The 13,959-nt window shown below is 59.5% G+C and carries 16 protein-coding genes and 1 tRNA gene; 3 read left to right on the top strand and 14 right to left on the bottom strand.

Annotation, left to right across the window (positions count from 1 at the left end):
• Positions 1 to 60 precede the first annotated feature (60 nt).
• Positions 61 to 1,308 carry an NAD(P)/FAD-dependent oxidoreductase gene (locus A3C3_RS0124605; RefSeq protein WP_022717239.1) on the top strand — a complete coding sequence of 416 codons (1,248 nt, stop codon included), beginning with the start codon at positions 61 to 63 and terminating at the stop codon, positions 1,306 to 1,308.
• A 27-nt stretch (positions 1,309 to 1,335) separates the two neighbouring features.
• Here the strand turns inward: A3C3_RS0124605 and A3C3_RS0124600 are convergent, their stop codons facing one another.
• From A3C3_RS0124600 to A3C3_RS0124560, 9 genes are all read right to left on the bottom strand, one after another.
• A complete protein-coding gene (locus A3C3_RS0124600) occupies positions 1,336 to 1,722 on the bottom strand; it encodes an ester cyclase (protein ID WP_022717238.1) in 387 nt (128 codons plus the stop codon).
• Between the two features lie 76 nt (positions 1,723 to 1,798).
• Positions 1,799 to 2,332: a gluconokinase gene (locus A3C3_RS0124595; RefSeq protein ID WP_022717237.1), complete on the bottom strand. Its 534-nt coding sequence runs from the start codon at positions 2,330 to 2,332 to the stop codon at positions 1,799 to 1,801.
• 28 nt (positions 2,333 to 2,360) lie between these two features.
• Complete coding sequence (locus A3C3_RS0124590) at positions 2,361 to 3,314, bottom strand: dipeptide ABC transporter ATP-binding protein (RefSeq protein ID WP_022717236.1); 954 nt, start codon at positions 3,312 to 3,314, stop codon at positions 2,361 to 2,363.
• Positions 3,311 to 4,327: an ABC transporter ATP-binding protein gene (locus A3C3_RS0124585; protein WP_028739960.1), complete on the bottom strand. Its 1,017-nt coding sequence runs from the start codon at positions 4,325 to 4,327 to the stop codon at positions 3,311 to 3,313. Before A3C3_RS0124585 ends, A3C3_RS0124590 begins: the two co-directional genes overlap by 4 nt.
• Entirely contained in the window at positions 4,327 to 5,223 is an 897-nt protein-coding gene (locus A3C3_RS0124580) for an ABC transporter permease subunit (RefSeq protein ID WP_022717234.1), read from the bottom strand. Before A3C3_RS0124580 ends, A3C3_RS0124585 begins: the two co-directional genes overlap by 1 nt.
• A 25-nt stretch (positions 5,224 to 5,248) precedes the next feature.
• Positions 5,249 to 6,253, bottom strand: a complete 1,005-nt coding sequence (locus A3C3_RS0124575) for an ABC transporter permease subunit (protein ID WP_022717233.1) — start codon at positions 6,251 to 6,253, stop codon at positions 5,249 to 5,251.
• 87 nt (positions 6,254 to 6,340) lie between these two features.
• Positions 6,341 to 7,936, bottom strand: coding sequence for an ABC transporter substrate-binding protein (locus A3C3_RS0124570; protein ID WP_022717232.1), 1,596 nt, complete (start codon positions 7,934 to 7,936; stop codon positions 6,341 to 6,343).
• Positions 7,937 to 8,278: 342 nt separating this feature from the next.
• On the bottom strand, positions 8,279 to 8,755 hold the full coding sequence (rirA, locus tag A3C3_RS0124565) for an iron-responsive transcriptional regulator RirA (protein WP_022717231.1): 477 nt from the start codon (positions 8,753 to 8,755) through the stop codon (positions 8,279 to 8,281).
• A gap of 303 nt (positions 8,756 to 9,058) precedes the next feature.
• Positions 9,059 to 10,555: a CoA-acylating methylmalonate-semialdehyde dehydrogenase gene (locus A3C3_RS0124560; protein ID WP_022717230.1), complete on the bottom strand. Its 1,497-nt coding sequence runs from the start codon at positions 10,553 to 10,555 to the stop codon at positions 9,059 to 9,061.
• A 197-nt stretch (positions 10,556 to 10,752) separates the two neighbouring features.
• Here A3C3_RS0124560 and A3C3_RS0124555 point away from each other — a divergent pair, with 197 nt between their 5' ends.
• Positions 10,753 to 11,085: a putative quinol monooxygenase gene (locus A3C3_RS0124555; RefSeq protein WP_022717229.1), complete on the top strand. Its 333-nt coding sequence runs from the start codon at positions 10,753 to 10,755 to the stop codon at positions 11,083 to 11,085.
• Positions 11,086 to 11,117: 32 nt separating this feature from the next.
• Positions 11,118 to 11,999 carry a LysR family transcriptional regulator gene (locus A3C3_RS0124550; RefSeq protein ID WP_022717228.1) on the top strand — a complete coding sequence of 294 codons (882 nt, stop codon included), beginning with the start codon at positions 11,118 to 11,120 and terminating at the stop codon, positions 11,997 to 11,999.
• Here A3C3_RS0124550 and A3C3_RS47260 read toward each other — a convergent pair.
• The 5 genes from A3C3_RS47260 to A3C3_RS0124525 form a co-directional block, all read right to left on the bottom strand.
• On the bottom strand, positions 11,960 to 12,160 hold the full coding sequence (locus A3C3_RS47260) for a hypothetical protein (RefSeq protein ID WP_022717227.1): 201 nt from the start codon (positions 12,158 to 12,160) through the stop codon (positions 11,960 to 11,962). The two genes, A3C3_RS0124550 and A3C3_RS47260, sit on opposite strands and share 40 nt — an antisense overlap.
• A gap of 25 nt (positions 12,161 to 12,185) precedes the next feature.
• Positions 12,186 to 12,623, bottom strand: coding sequence for a DUF4174 domain-containing protein (locus A3C3_RS0124540; protein ID WP_022717226.1), 438 nt, complete (start codon positions 12,621 to 12,623; stop codon positions 12,186 to 12,188).
• Between the two features lie 130 nt (positions 12,624 to 12,753).
• Positions 12,754 to 12,999 (bottom strand): helix-turn-helix domain-containing protein, encoded by a 246-nt coding sequence (locus A3C3_RS0124535; protein WP_022717225.1) that lies wholly within the window; start codon positions 12,997 to 12,999, stop codon positions 12,754 to 12,756.
• Positions 13,000 to 13,201: 202 nt separating this feature from the next.
• Positions 13,202 to 13,278: transfer RNA gene (locus A3C3_RS0124530), tRNA-His, on the bottom strand.
• A 130-nt stretch (positions 13,279 to 13,408) separates the two neighbouring features.
• A complete protein-coding gene (locus A3C3_RS0124525; protein WP_022717224.1) occupies positions 13,409 to 13,858 on the bottom strand; it encodes a phasin in 450 nt (149 codons plus the stop codon).
• Positions 13,859 to 13,959 lie beyond the last annotated feature (101 nt).

The following is a 13,959-nucleotide window of genomic DNA, read 5'->3' as shown; positions in this document are numbered from 1 at the left end:
GCGCCATTGCAATCCTAAGGGCATTTTCGACCCTCGGAATTCAGTGGGCTGCAGGGAAAAATGACCAAGAACGCAATCGTGCTCGGTGCCGGCATCGTCGGTGTTTCGACGGCAATTCATCTGCAACGGCGTGGACGGCAGGTGACGCTGATCGACCGCAAGGATCCCGGCAGCGAGACCTCGTACGGCAATGCGGGACTGATCCAGCGTGAAGGTGTCGTGCCTTACGGCTTTCCCCAACAGATCGGACTGCTGCTGCGCTACGCGCTCAACAACCGCATCGACGCGCACTATCATCTGAAGGCCCTCCCGAGCCAGCTCGCCTTCCTCGCCCGATACTGGTGGAACTCCAATGCACGGCGCCATGAGATGATCACCCGTGCCTATGCCCCGCTGATCGAGAACTCGATCCTTGAGCACAAGGACCTGATCGAGGCGTCGCATGCACAACAGCTGATCCGCAAGGATGGCTGGATGAAGATCTTCCGGACCGAAGTAAAGCGCGACGAAGAGCTTGCTGAGGCCGAAAGCTGGCAGAAGGAATTCGGCGTCAGCTACGAAACGCTGTCTTCCGCGGATATTGCCCGCATGGAGCCTAGCCTCATGAAGACCTTCGCCGGCGGCATCCGCTGGCGCGATCCCTGGTCGGTCCTTGATCCTCAAGCGCTGACTGCCGCCTACCGCAGCTATTTCGAAAGCCTTGGCGGCCGCTTTGTTGTCGGCGACGCCGTTTCGCTCGGCCAGTCGGGTTCCGGCTGGAAAATCATGACGTCCGAAGGCTCGATCGAGGCAGACGACGCGGTGATGGCGCTCGGCCCTTGGGCTGCGGTTGCAACGAAGCGGCTCGGCTATTCCTTTCCGCTCGGCGTCAAGCGCGGCTACCACATGCACTATGCGGCGGAAGGCAATGCCGTCCTCAACAACTGGACGCTCGATGCCGAGCGCGGCTATTTCCTTGCGCCGATGAACCGCGGCATCCGGCTGACAACCGGTGCGGAATTCGCAGCACTCGACGCGCCGAAGACGCCGGTTCAGCTCGACCGCGCAGAAAAAGTCGCCCGTACCGTCTTCCCGCTCGGACGCAGGCTCGATCCCGAGCCGTGGATGGGCGCGCGCCCCTGCACGCCGGACATGATGCCGATCATCGGCAAGGCGCCGCGGCACAACGGCCTGTGGTTCGCCTTCGGGCATGCGCACCACGGCCTGACGCTCGGTCCGGTGACCGGCCGCGTGCTGGCGGAACTGATCACCGGCGAGACGCCGTTTATCAATATTTCCGCCTATTCGCCGCAGCGCTTCAATCCGTAGCGGCACGACAAGACGCGGCGGCTTTCATCAGAGCTGTGCTTCGATGGCCGCCTTGTCGATGATCGACCATACCTCATCGATCTTTTCCCGATCGAAGCGATAGAAGACGTTTTCGGTGAAAAAGACTCTCTTTCCGTTGACTGGAAGGCCGAGAAACGTTCCCTTCGGCGTGCAATCGAAAGCCAGCCGGCATGCAATAAGGGGTGGGTCGGACGTCAGCAACTGGACGTCAAAACGAAGATCGGGAATCTCCTCGAAATCCCGCTCCAGCATCGCCCGATAGCCTGCCAGGCCAAGCCGCCGGCCATTGTGGCGCACATCGTCGCCGACGAAGCGCCCCAGCCGCTGCCAGTCCCGCGCGTTCAGGCAGGCGATGTAGCCGCGATAAATCGCCGAAAGTTCAGCCCTGTTCAAGGCAAGTCCTCCGGGCACTGGACTTCTATGAGCACTCAAAGATGGCCGCTTCCAAGAGGCCGTCAATAGATCGTGCTCAGGCAACGCCGAGCGGCGCTAGCTTCTTTCGGGCTTCCTCGGCGATGTCTTCGATCGTGTCGTCGATATCCACCGTTACGACCCCTGGCTCGCCGGTCGGCACTTCCAGCGTTTCGAGCTGACTTTCAAGCAGGGACGTCGGCATGAAGTGACCCGAGCGATGCCCCATGCGCTCGCTCAGCAGCTCCTTCGAACCTTCGAGATAGACGAAGAAGAGATTGCCGCCGGCCGCAACTCGCAGCCGCTCGCGATAGATGCGCTTCAGCGCCGAGCAGGAGACGATGACGCCATCGCCTTTTGCAAGAGCCGCCTTCATGGCTTCACCGATAAGGTCGAGCCAGGGCATGCGGTCCGCATCGGTCAGTGGAATGCCTTTCGACATCTTCTCGACATTGGATGCCGGATGAAGCTGGTCGCCTTCAATGAAGCGAAGACTGAGCGCCTCCGCCAGTTTCTCGCCGATTGAGGATTTTCCGGAGCCGCTGACGCCCATGACGATGATTGCATGGGCCCTGTTCGTCCGCTCCGGCATTCGGTCCTCCGTCGTCGCCTGCCTCCGTTCAGTCGAGCGGAAAATGACAGGCGTATTTTTGTTCGCCCTCTCCACTTAGTTCAGGCTCCACCCGGCGGCAATAGTCCTGCGCCTTCCAGCAACGCGGGTTGAAATGACAGCCGGTCGGCGGCTTCAGCGGCGAGGGAAGCTCGCCCTGTAGACGGATGCGGCTCTTGGCGCGATCAGGATCGGCGATCGGCGTCGCCGACAGAAGTGCCGCCGTATAGGGATGACGCGGGTGCGCAAAGACTTCGGCCGCCGGCCCCGTCTCGACCGGACGGCCGAGATACATGACCATCACATCGTCGGCGATATGGCGAACGACCGAAAGACCATGCGAGATGAAGAGATAGGCAAGCCCCATTTCCTTCTGCAGATCCATCAACAGGTTCAGCACCTGCGCCTGGATCGACAGGTCGAGCGCCGAAACCGGCTCGTCGAGCACCAGCACCTTCGGCCGCAGCATGAGAGCGCGGGCAATCGCGATACGCTGGCGCTGTCCACCGGAGAACATGTGCGGATATCGATCGTAGTGTTCCGGCCGCAGCCCGACGCGCGCCATCATTTCCTCTGCCCTGCGGCGGCGGCGTGTGGCATCGAGATCGGTGTTGATTTTTAGCGGCTCCTCGAGGATCGCACCGACCTTCTGACGCGGATTGAGCGATCCGTAAGGATTTTGGAAAACGATCTGCACCTGGCTGCGGAGACTCCGGTCGCCGACGCGAGCTGGCTTGCCGTCGATCAGCAGTTCGCCTGCCGTCGGATCCTCGATCATCGTGACCAGGCGCGCGAGCGTCGACTTGCCGCAACCGGATTCGCCGACGACGGCAAGCGTCTTGCCGGAATAGAGACTGAAGCTCACGCCGTTCAGCGCCTTGACGGTCGCCTCCGATTTGAACATGCCGCGATTGACTGTGTAGAAACGGGCAAGATCCTTGCCCTCGAGAACGGCGCCGGTCATACGAAGTCTCCAGCGGATTGCTTCGGCAACACGCCGGGATGACCGAGCGGCTTGCCGTCTTTCAATGGATAGTTGCAGAGTGCGAGGCCGAGTTCCGTCCCCTGGCGGACGACGCCACGATCGCATTCCACCGTCGCATAGCCGCAGCGCGGCGCAAAGAGACAGCCGCGCGGGCGGTCATGCTGGCCGGGAACGACACCGGCGATCGACGGCAAATGCTGGCCGACTTGGGCACGCTCCGGCAGGGCGGAAAGCAATGCGGCGGTATAGGGATGATGCGGGTCGCGGAAGAGTGCCTTGACCGGCTGCTCCTCGACCTTTTGTCCGGCATACTGAACCTGCACCCGCTCGGCAGTTTCGGCGACGACGCCCATGTCGTGGGTGATCAATACCAGCGCCATGCCCTGCTCCTTCTGCAGGCGCACGAGCAGATCGAGGATCTGCGCCTGGATCGTCACGTCGAGCGCGGTCGTCGGCTCGTCGGCGATCAAGAGCTTCGGATTGCAGGCGAGCGCCATGGCGATCATCACGCGCTGGCTCATGCCGCCGGACATCTGGTGAGGGAAGTTCGACAGGCGATCTTCCGGCGCCGGGATGCCGACAAGGTTCAGGAGCTCGATCGAGCGCTCGCGGCGCTCCTTGCGGTTCAGACCCATGTGCACCCGCAGACTCTCGCCAAGCTGGAAGCCGACCGTGAAGCACGGGTTCAGGCTCGACATCGGCTCCTGGAAGATCATCGCCATGTCCTTGCCGATAATCCTGCGGCGCTGTCGGCCGGAAATGCCGATGAGTTCCTTGCCGTCGAAAGTCATGCGGTCAGCGGTGATCTTCGCCGTCCAAGGCAGAAGGCCCATCATGGCGAGCATTGCAACGGACTTGCCGGAGCCGGATTCGCCGACGATCGAGAGGATCTCGCCCTTGTCGCAGCTGAGCGATACGCCGTCTACGGCGCGGAAGAGACCGGAAGACGTCTGGAATTCGACGGTCAGATTCTGAATATCGAGAAGTGGCATCATGACCTCTTCAGCTTGGGATCGAGCGCATCGCGCAACCCGTCGCCCATCAGGTTGATGGCAAGAACGGTGACGAGGATGGCAAGCCCCGGGAACGTTACGACCCACCAGGCGCGCTGGATGAACTCTCGCGCTTCGGCGAGCATCGTGCCCCATTCGGGTGTCGGAGGCTGGGCGCCCATGCCGAGGAAGCCGAGGGCCGCAGCATCGAGGATCGCTGCCGAGAAGGCGAGCGTCGCCTGGACGATCAGTGGCCCGAGACAGTTCGGCAGGATGGTCTTGAACATCAGCCGCAAGGTGCCGGCACCGGCGACGCGCGATGCGATGACATACTCCTTCTCACGCTCGGCCATGACCGAGGCACGCGTCAGGCGCACGAAATGCGGCTGGTTGACGATGGAGATCGCAATCATTGCGTTGATGAGGCCGGGGCCAAGGACTGCGACCAGGACGAGGGCCAAAAGCAGCGACGGGAAGGCGAGGATGATATCCATCAGGCGCATGATGGCGATATCGATGCGGCCGCGGAAATAGCCGGCCACGAGGCCGATCAGAACACCAGCGATCACCGAGAGCGTCACGACGACAACGCCGATGAAGAGCGAGAAGCGCGCGCCATAGATGAGGCGCGAGAGAATGTCGCGTCCGACAGCGTCCGTCCCGAGCGGGAAGGACGAGCTGCCGCCTTCCATCCAGAACGGAGCAAGAAGCAGCATTTGCCGGTTCTGCTCGTTTGGGGTATGCGGCGCAACGAGCGGCGCAAATAGCGCCACGACGAGGATGAAGATGAAAACGGCGAGGCCGATGACGGCGCCCTTGTTTCGCGAGAAATAATACCAGAATTCCGCAAGAGCCGATGGGTGGGCGGTTTTTGCAGCGACCGTGCCGGTTTGCATGTTTGTCGTACTCACGGGACCGCTCCTAATACCGAATACGTGGGTTGATGAAGCCGTAGGTGATGTCGACGATCAGATTGACCAGCATGATGATGCCGGCAATCAGCAGGAGACCACCCTGGACAACCGCATAGTCCCGCTTGAACACCGAATCGACCATCCACTTGCCGATACCGGGCCAGGAAAAGATCGTCTCGGTCAGGATCGCGCCCGCTAGAAGGACGCCGATCTGCAGACCGATGGTCGTCACAACCGGTATCATGGCGTTGCGCAATGCATGCACGCCGACGACTCGAAGTGGCTTCAAGCCCTTGGAGCGGGCAGTCCGCACATAGTCTTCGCCAAGCACTTCGAGCATCGCCGAGCGGGTCTGGCGCGCGATGACGGCAAGCGGAATGGTGGCAAGCACGATCGTCGGCAGAATGAGATAGCTGACGGCGGAGCGGAAGGCGCCCGCCTGCCCCGACAGCAGGCTGTCGATCAGCATGAAGCCGGTGACCGGCTTGAAGAAATACATGAGCGAGATGCGGCCCGAGACGGGCGTCCAGCCGAGATAGCCGGAGAAAAAGATGATGAGCAGCAGGCCCCACCAGAAGATCGGCATCGAATAGCCGACAAGGGCGACCCCCATCACACTTTGGTCGAACCACGTGCCTCGCTTGACGGCGGCAAAGACGCCGGCGGGCACGCCAAGACAGACCGCGAGAAGAATCGCACAAAGCGAGAGCTCGAGCGTTGCCGGGAAGAGCGCACCAAAATCACCGAGAACCGGGCGCTTCGTGACGATCGACGTTCCGAAGTCGCCCTGCAGCACCTTGCCGAGGTAATCGAAGTACTGGATGTACATGGGCCGGTCGAAACCGAGATCGTGCATGATCTGGGCGTGACGCTCAGGCGCCATCACGCGTTCACCCGACAGAAGCATGACGGGATCGCCGGGAAGCATGCGGATGAACGAGAAGGCAATGAGCGTGACGCCGAGGAATGTTGGGATCAGGACCGCGAGGCGCCCGATGAGAAATCGCAACATGGCAGATGTTCCAATAGTTTCCGGCGGTCAGGGGAGCCTGACCGCCGGCCAGCCCGGCGTTAGCCGGGCATTCTTGCATAATTCTTGTTATTCGGAAATGTCGACGCCGTCGAAGCGGTGGTAGCCGAGCGGATCCTGGACGAAGCCGGAAACCTTCTTGCTGACCGGAATGAAGACGAGCGAATGGTCGAGCGTTGCCCAGGGAGCTTCCTTCTTGAAGATCAGCTGAGCCTGCTCGTAGGCCTTGGTGCGCTCGGCAACATCTGCCGTCGTCTTGGCCTTGGTCATCAGGTCGTCGAATTCCTTGTTGCACCACTGCGCGCGGTTGTTGCCGCCGACAGCGTCGCAGCCCAGGAGCGTATCCATGAAGTTGTCCGGATCGCCGTTGTCGCCGGTCCAGCCGAGGATAACGGCACCGTCACGGTCCTTGGCGGAGGAGAGCTTCAGGTACTCGGCCCATTCATGGGTCACGATCTCGACTTCGACGCCGATCTTTGCGAGGTCGGCCTGCATCAGTTCAGCTGCGCGGCGAGCATTCAGCATGTACGGACGCGAGACGGGCATCGCCCAGAGCTTCATCTTGAGATCCTTGACGCCGGCATCGGCAAGCATCTTCTTTGCCGCATCCGGATCATATTTGTCGTCTTCGACGGCATCGTTATACGACCACATCGTCGGCGGGATCGGGTTCTTGGCAACCGCTGCAGCGCCCTGGAAGACGGCATCGACAATCGCCTGCTTGTTGATCGCCATGTTGAGAGCCTTGCGGACTTCAACCTTGTCGAACGGCGGGATCAGCGTGTTGTAGGCAACGTAGGAAACGTTGAGGCCGGCCTGTTCCATGACGGTCAGGTTCTCGTCCTTCTTCAATTCGGCTACGTCGGCAGCATTCGGGTACGGCATGATGTGGCATTCGCCGGCCTTCAGCTTCTGCGCGCGGACGGCAGCGTCGGAGGTGATCGCGAAAACGAGATCGTCAATCTTTTCCTTGCCCTTGAAGTAGCTCTCGTTGGCCTTGTAGCGGATGACGGCATCCGGCTGATAGGCGACGAAGGTGAACGGACCGGTGCCGAGCGGCATCTGATTCATCTGGTTCATCTTGCCGTCAGCCGCAAGCTTGTCGGCATATTCCTTCGACAGGATCGAAGCAAAATCCATGGCGAGGTCGGCCATGAAGGGTGCTTCAGGATGCGCCAGGGTGAACTTGACCGTCAGGTCGTCGACCTTCTCGATCGACTTGATGAGCTCCGGGAAGCCCATGCCGGCGGCATATTCATAGGAACCGCCCTCGACATACTTGTTCCACGGATTGTCGGCCTTCAGCTGGCGCTCGAAGGAGAAGATGACGTCGTCGGCGTTGAGATCGCGCGTCGGCGTGAAGAACTCGGTCGTCTGGAACTTGACGCCCGACCGCAGCTTGAAGGTGTAAACCGTGCCGTCGTCGGAAACGGTCCAGCTTTCAGCGAGACCCGGCTCGATCTCGGTGCTGCCGTGCTTGAATTCGACGAGACGGTTGTAGACCGTGCGCGAGGTCGCGTCGAAGGTCGTGCCTGCGGTGTAGAGGCCCGGATCGAAGCCTTCCGGCGAACCTTCAGAGCAATAGACAAGGGTTTTTGACCAGGCCGACGTCGCCATGACCGAAGCCAGGGCCGTCGCTGCCAGCAGGACGGAGAGCTTTTTCATAATTTTGTTTCCCAGGTTTGTTCTTTTTTGATCTTTGGAGATCGAGCACAAATATTCCCGATCAGGGGGCCGATGGAACGATATTTATTTGCTGAAAGCAACGGTATCTGCAGAAAATTTTTCCAGTTGGACAACTTTAGAAATTTTCCGTCAAAAATCGGCCTCATTTGGAAATAATCGGACGTAAGAAGCTGAATTTTTGTCGCTTTTGGTATAATTTCGCGCTTTTTGGATACACGAAAAAGCCACTCGGGTTCAATCCGCAGGAGCTAAACGCAAAAACCGCAGCTGCATGCTGCAGCTGCGGTGGATGAGGCTTATTCGACTATTACGTGTCAGGCGTCAAGCTGCCGGAGCGCTGATGGCGGGTTTGCGGTAATCTTCGCCAGTGAGGCCGAGAAGGAAGTTGATCTGCGGGCGCGCCCTCACGAGATCGTCGATCGAATATTCGGCCAGCACGTCGAAGAAAGCGTTGAGCGCCTTGCGCAGCGCCGAGTTCAGACCGCAGCTGTCGACCAGCGGGCATTCGACCGCGCCGTCTTCGAAGCACTCGGCCATCGCAAAGCTGTCTTCGGTGACTTTGACGACGTCGAAGAGGCTGATGTCCTTCGCCGGTTTGCCGAGCCGGACACCACCGTTGCGGCCCCGGACGGTTTCGACCAGGCCCGCCTTATTCAGCGGCTGGAGAATTTTGAACAGGAAGAGTTCAGAAACCCCGTATGCCTTGGCAATTTCGGGAATCCGGCTCAGACGTCCTTCATTGGCAGCGCAATACATCAACATGCGAACCGCATAGTTGGTCTGCTTCGTCAATCGCATGCCGTTCTCCTGAATCGCGCGGGCTGGATACTCGTATGGATGCTATATAGTGGCTTTCGTAGTTTTGAACAATTCCAAAATATGAAATTTACATTCACGTTTGCACCGCCAGCCTCGCCCGCGCCATTTCAATTAGCGCTTCCGGCGTCTTTCCTATCTGGCGTACCGGGATGCGTGGAGAGCATGCTGGTTTCGGAGTGGTCGCCAAGTTTCGTCTCGATCATGCGTATGAAAATTTAACAACTTAAAATCGCAAAATTGGGGGCCGTGGCCCCCAATCGGTATTCACTTGCTTTTTCGATACTACTTCATGGTCGGCATGACGAATTCGGCACCGTCCTTGATGCCTGACGGCCAGCGGGCGGTGACGGTCTTGGTCTTGGTCCAGAACTTGATCGAGTCCGCACCGTGCTGGTTGAGGTCGCCAAAGCTGGAGGCCTTCCAGCCGCCGAAGGAGTGATAGGCGAGCGGAACCGGGATCGGGACGTTGATGCCGATCATGCCGATATTGATGCGCGAGGCGAAGTCGCGGGCGGCATCGCCGTCGCGGGTATAGATGGCGACGCCGTTGCCGTATTCGTGCTTCATCGGCAGATCCAGCGCCTCTTCGTAGTTCTTGGCGCGAACGACTGAAAGCACAGGTCCGAAGATTTCGGTCTTGTAGATATCCATGTCAGGCGTGACGTGATCGAACAGCGAACCGCCGACGAAATAGCCGTCTTCATAGCCCTGCAGCTTGAAGCCACGGCCGTCGACGACGAGTTTCGCGCCCTGCTCGACGCCGCGATCGATCAGGCTATTGACGCGGGCATAGGCTTCCTTGGTGATGAGCGGTCCCATGTCGGCCTTATCGTCGGTATAAGGGCCGATGCGCAGCGACTCGATCTTCGGGGTCAGCTTCTCGACGAGGCGGTTTGCGGTTTCCTCACCGACGGGAACCGCAACCGAGATCGCCATGCAGCGTTCGCCAGCCGAACCGTAACCTGCGCCCATCAGCGCGTTGACGGCCTGGTCCAGGTCGGCATCCGGCATGATGATCATGTGGTTTTTCGCGCCGCCGAAGCACTGGGCACGCTTGCCGTTCATGGCGGCGGTGCCATAGACGTAACGGGCGATCGGCGTGGAACCGACGAAGGAGACGGCGCCGATGTCCGGGTCCGTCAGGATCGCATCGACGGCGGCCTTGTCGCCGTTGACGACGTTCAGGATGCCGGCCGGAAGTCCGGCTTCGATCATCAGTTCGGCCAGACGCAGAGGAACGGACGGGTCGCGCTCGGAGGGCTTGAGAATGAAGGCGTTGCCGCAGGCGATTGCCGGCGCAAACATCCACATCGGGATCATGGCTGGGAAGTTGAACGGGGTGATGCCAGCGCCAATGCCGACGGCCTGGCGCAGGGAATACATGTCGATCGCCGGACCTGCGCCTTCGGTAAATTCGCCCTTCTGCAGATGCGGGATACCGCAGACGAATTCGCAGACTTCAAGACCGCGGACGATATCGCCCTTGGAGTCTTCGACAGTCTTGCCGTGCTCCCTGGAGAGCAGCTCGGCAAGCTCGTCCATATGCTTGTTCAAGAGTTCCACGAACTTGAAGAAGACGCGGGCGCGGCGCTGCGGATTGGTTGCGGCCCACTTCGGCTGCGCCGCCTTGGCGTTTTCGACCGCGGCACGGATTTCCTCGACGCTTGCGAGCGCCACCGTCGCCTGAACCTCACCAGTTGCCGGGTTGTAGACGTTGCTGCTGCGGCCGCTTTTGCCCCCAACATGCTTGCCGCCAATGAAATGACCGATCTCACGCATGGATGTGCCTCCTCTTTGATTTCCGTTGATGGTGCATAATCGCACTTCAATTTGCACAAATCAATGCAATGCGATAAGCAACCGTTGTGCAAAAATTGAAGCTCCAACGTGCGGGCACTCCTCCAGCAGGCCTTCTCAAGGCGCAACCCTGGACAGCCGCGCGCAAGGGGCCGAACTCAAGAGGAGGTCGTCCATCGATGAGCGGCAAACGTGTCGTGAGAATGGCGGAACTGGAGATAGACCCTGCCCAGCTCGATGCCTATCGTGCGCTCCTGGCTGATGAAATCGAGGCGTCGGTCGCGTCCGAACGAGGCGTGCTGACCCTATACGCGGTCTCGATCAAGGATCGTCCGGAAAAAATCTGCATCTTCGAAGTCTATGCCAGCCAGGAGGACTACGAAGCGCATCTCCAGACGCCGCATTTCCTCAAGTACAAGACGGCGAGCGCCCGCATGGTCCGGTCGCTGTCACTCATTGATGTCGATCCCATCATTCTGCGCAGTAAGACCGGCGATCATTTGGCCATGTAGGTTCGGGACTTGGGCAGCAAGGACATAAGAACATGAACTGGGACGACGTCCGCATCTTCCTCGCCGTAGCCAGAACGGGGCAGATCCTTGCCGCCTCCAAGCGGCTGGGGCTCAACCACGCGACCCTCTCGCGGCGCGTGACGTCGCTCGAGGAGGCACTGAAGACTCGCCTCTTCACTCGCCGCACCAATGGCTGCGAACTGACTGCCGAAGGCGAAGTGTTCCTCGCCTCGGCAGAGCGGATGGAGACGGAGATGCTCGCCGCGCAGGCCAACCTCGGCCGCACCGACAAGGCTATCGCTGGCACCGTCCGCGTCGGGGCGCCAGACGGCTTCGGCGTTTCCTTTTTGGCCCCGCGTATAGGACGGCTGATCGAGCGCCATCCGGAGCTGAAAATCCAGTTGGTGCCAGTGCCGCGTTCCTTTTCGCTATCGCAACGCGAGGCGGACATCGCCATCACGCTGGAACGGCCCGAACAGGGGCGCCTCGTATCCTCGAAGCTGACCGACTATACGCTGGGGCTCTATGCCTCGCGCGGCTACGCCGAACAGAACGGCCTGCCCGACAACAACGAGGCGCTCAAGCAGCATCGCCGCATCGGTTATGTCGAGGACCTGCTCTTCTCTCAATCGCTAAATTTCACCGGCGAGGTCATGCGCAACTGGAGCGCTGGCTTTGAGATCTCCTCGGCAACCGGTCAGACCGAAGCGGTGCGTTCCGGCGCTGGAATCGGCATTCTGCACGACTACATCGCCCGCCAATATGACGAACTGGTTCGTATCCTGCCCGATGTCTCCATCCGGCGTGCCTACTGGACGACCTATCACGAGAGCGCCCGCGATCTGGTGCGCGTACGCACCGTCGCCGACTTTCTTCAGGAACTGGTCGGCGCGGAACGGCAGATATTTCTTTGACCGCCGGCCTGCTTTGGAGGCTCTTCGTTTTCGTCCGGATTGGGATTGGGCGTCTCGTCCGGCAGGCGATCGGGATCCGGCTCCTTGAAAGGCGGCTCCGGTTTCCAGCCAGGTCCTGGCATCGGCGGCTGATCGGGGATAGGTTCGTTGGGAACGGACATCCTGCTCCTTCCGTCTTCGATTTGCTCACTTGTCGGGTTTCAGGGATTCGGCCGCACGCATCGGCATGCTGTCGATGATGGCAAAGAGTTCGCCGTTGCTCACCGGCTCGCTCACCTTGAGCTTCACCGTTCCATCCTTGCCGACAAGGGCGGCTCCGAATTCACCAGCCTCGGGAGCCCCAAGCTCCTTTCGAAGTGCCCTTTCATTCAGATTGCCGCCTGCGCCGAAGATCGGCTTGACCGTGCTGCCGGAAATCTTGAGAACGATCATGTCGCGCTCACCCAGGCCGGCGCGATCGGCAAGCAGCTGGTTTTCTTGGCGCGCAGCGCGGCTATTGTCCTTGTCGGCGAAAATGACCAGAACCCGGTTCTTCCACCGGAACTCTTCGAGGCTAGCGACCGGCGCCTGAGCGCCGTCCGTCTCCTCGACCTTGGTTGCACCGTAAAGAAGCGTTTTTGACATTCTCATCCTCTCCCGTCGCATGTAAACGGCGGGAGGATGGGCAGGTTCCATCATTTCGGAGGGCATGGCGAAAAGCCAAAAAAAAGCCGGTCAAAATTGACCGGCTTTTTAGTTCGTTCACAGTGTAGCCTTACAGAGGAACGAAATCGGACGGCGGAACCTGCAAGGCGGCAGCAATGCGCCGCAATTTTGCAGGATCGGCATTTTCCCCATTCTCGATTTCGATGATTTCATTGGTGACGAGGCCACAGGTGACCGCCAGATCATCGACGCTGTAACCAACGGCCTCACGCGCTTTCCTGACCTCGGCGGCAACGTTCATCGCGGAAACCACCGTCGCTTTGGATTCATCCAGATTCTTGAGAGAAATGGACATTAAAGTCTCCTTCTAAAAGCACTCTGATGTAACCCCCGGCACAAAATGACATTCCGGCTCACATTTTGCAACGCAATATAACACAAAGTTTACCTTCGCTGCGGTGGCTAGATAGGGAGCCGGTGCCAGAGGGCAATAGTTCAGCAGATAACAAGCCGGACGGCCCAAGTGGATCTGCCGAATTTCGGATTTTTGAGAGGAATGGTACGGTTGGGTGGTCTCGAACCACCGACCTCAGGTGCCACAAACCTGCGCTCTAACCAACTGAGCTACAACCGCACAAATCGCGCCTGGCGCGACGGGGGTCACATACGAGGACTTGGAAATTAATTCAAGCCCTATCTCCCCTCAATGTACAAAAAGGCCGGACATTGGGTCCAGCCTTTTGTTTGATTGCGCTCGTAACGGATCAGGCAGCCTTGAAGGAGGCCATGACCTTTTCGGCGGCTTCCTTGCTGGGCTTTGCGAGCTTCTCGGCAACCTGCTTGGAGGTTTCCTGCATCGACTTCGCTTGCTCGACGGTCAGTTCCGCCTGCTTGCGCAGGAAAGCGGTCTGAAGTTCGACGAGTTCTGCAATCGACTTCACACCGAGCAGAGCTTCCATGTGCGAGAGGGAATTTTCAGCATTCGTGCGGAGTGCGTCGATCGCCTTCAGGCCGATTTCGACCGTGCCGGCCTGCGCGGTCTGAACCGTGGCTTCGAGGGTCTTGCCGGCATCTTCGCCGGCGGCCTTCATCTTGGCATAGGCTTCACGCGACTGCTGGGCGCCTTTTTCCGCGAAGTCGCGGAAGGATTCGGTGAATTTGGACGGGTCGAAGGAGGACATTGAAAAAACGTCGTCGATCTTTATGTTAGCCATCGAATTAAGCTCCTTGGGTTCAGGCGGATCATGCCTGGATAGTTTGGATATTTCTTATATAAGGCATCTCATTGTGCATTGCAACATAATTGTGCGTCGCA

It is taken from the genome of Rhizobium mongolense USDA 1844 (genome assembly GCF_000419765.1).
Lineage (GTDB): Bacteria > Pseudomonadota > Alphaproteobacteria > Rhizobiales > Rhizobiaceae > Rhizobium > Rhizobium mongolense.
This window is presented reverse-complemented; position numbering and strand designations above follow the sequence as displayed.

Bases quoted from the DNA above. Each gene is read 5' to 3' on its own strand.
- A3C3_RS0124585 (WP_028739960.1), bottom strand. From the start codon at position 4,327: ATGCCACTTCTCGATATTCAGAATCTGACCGTCGAATTCCAGACGTCT.
- A3C3_RS0124575 (WP_022717233.1), bottom strand. From the start codon at position 6,253: ATGTTGCGATTTCTCATCGGGCGCCTCGCGGTCCTGATCCCAACATTC.
- A3C3_RS0124570 (WP_022717232.1), bottom strand. From the start codon at position 7,936: ATGAAAAAGCTCTCCGTCCTGCTGGCAGCGACGGCCCTGGCTTCGGTC.
- A3C3_RS0124535 (WP_022717225.1), bottom strand. From the start codon at position 12,999: ATGTCCATTTCTCTCAAGAATCTGGATGAATCCAAAGCGACGGTGGTT.
- A3C3_RS0124540 (WP_022717226.1), bottom strand. From the start codon at position 12,623: ATGTCAAAAACGCTTCTTTACGGTGCAACCAAGGTCGAGGAGACGGAC.
- A3C3_RS0124560 (WP_022717230.1), bottom strand. From the start codon at position 10,555: ATGCGTGAGATCGGTCATTTCATTGGCGGCAAGCATGTTGGGGGCAAA.
- A3C3_RS0124580 (WP_022717234.1), bottom strand. From the start codon at position 5,223: ATGCAAACCGGCACGGTCGCTGCAAAAACCGCCCACCCATCGGCTCTT.
- A3C3_RS0124595 (WP_022717237.1), bottom strand. From the start codon at position 2,332: ATGCCGGAGCGGACGAACAGGGCCCATGCAATCATCGTCATGGGCGTC.
- A3C3_RS0124605 (WP_022717239.1), top strand. From the start codon at position 61: ATGACCAAGAACGCAATCGTGCTCGGTGCCGGCATCGTCGGTGTTTCG.
- A3C3_RS0124590 (WP_022717236.1), bottom strand. From the start codon at position 3,314: ATGACCGGCGCCGTTCTCGAGGGCAAGGATCTTGCCCGTTTCTACACA.
- A3C3_RS0124550 (WP_022717228.1), top strand. From the start codon at position 11,118: ATGAACTGGGACGACGTCCGCATCTTCCTCGCCGTAGCCAGAACGGGG.
- A3C3_RS0124525 (WP_022717224.1), bottom strand. From the start codon at position 13,858: ATGGCTAACATAAAGATCGACGACGTTTTTTCAATGTCCTCCTTCGAC.
- rirA (WP_022717231.1), bottom strand. From the start codon at position 8,755: ATGCGATTGACGAAGCAGACCAACTATGCGGTTCGCATGTTGATGTAT.
- A3C3_RS0124555 (WP_022717229.1), top strand. From the start codon at position 10,753: ATGAGCGGCAAACGTGTCGTGAGAATGGCGGAACTGGAGATAGACCCT.
- A3C3_RS47260 (WP_022717227.1), bottom strand. From the start codon at position 12,160: ATGTCCGTTCCCAACGAACCTATCCCCGATCAGCCGCCGATGCCAGGA.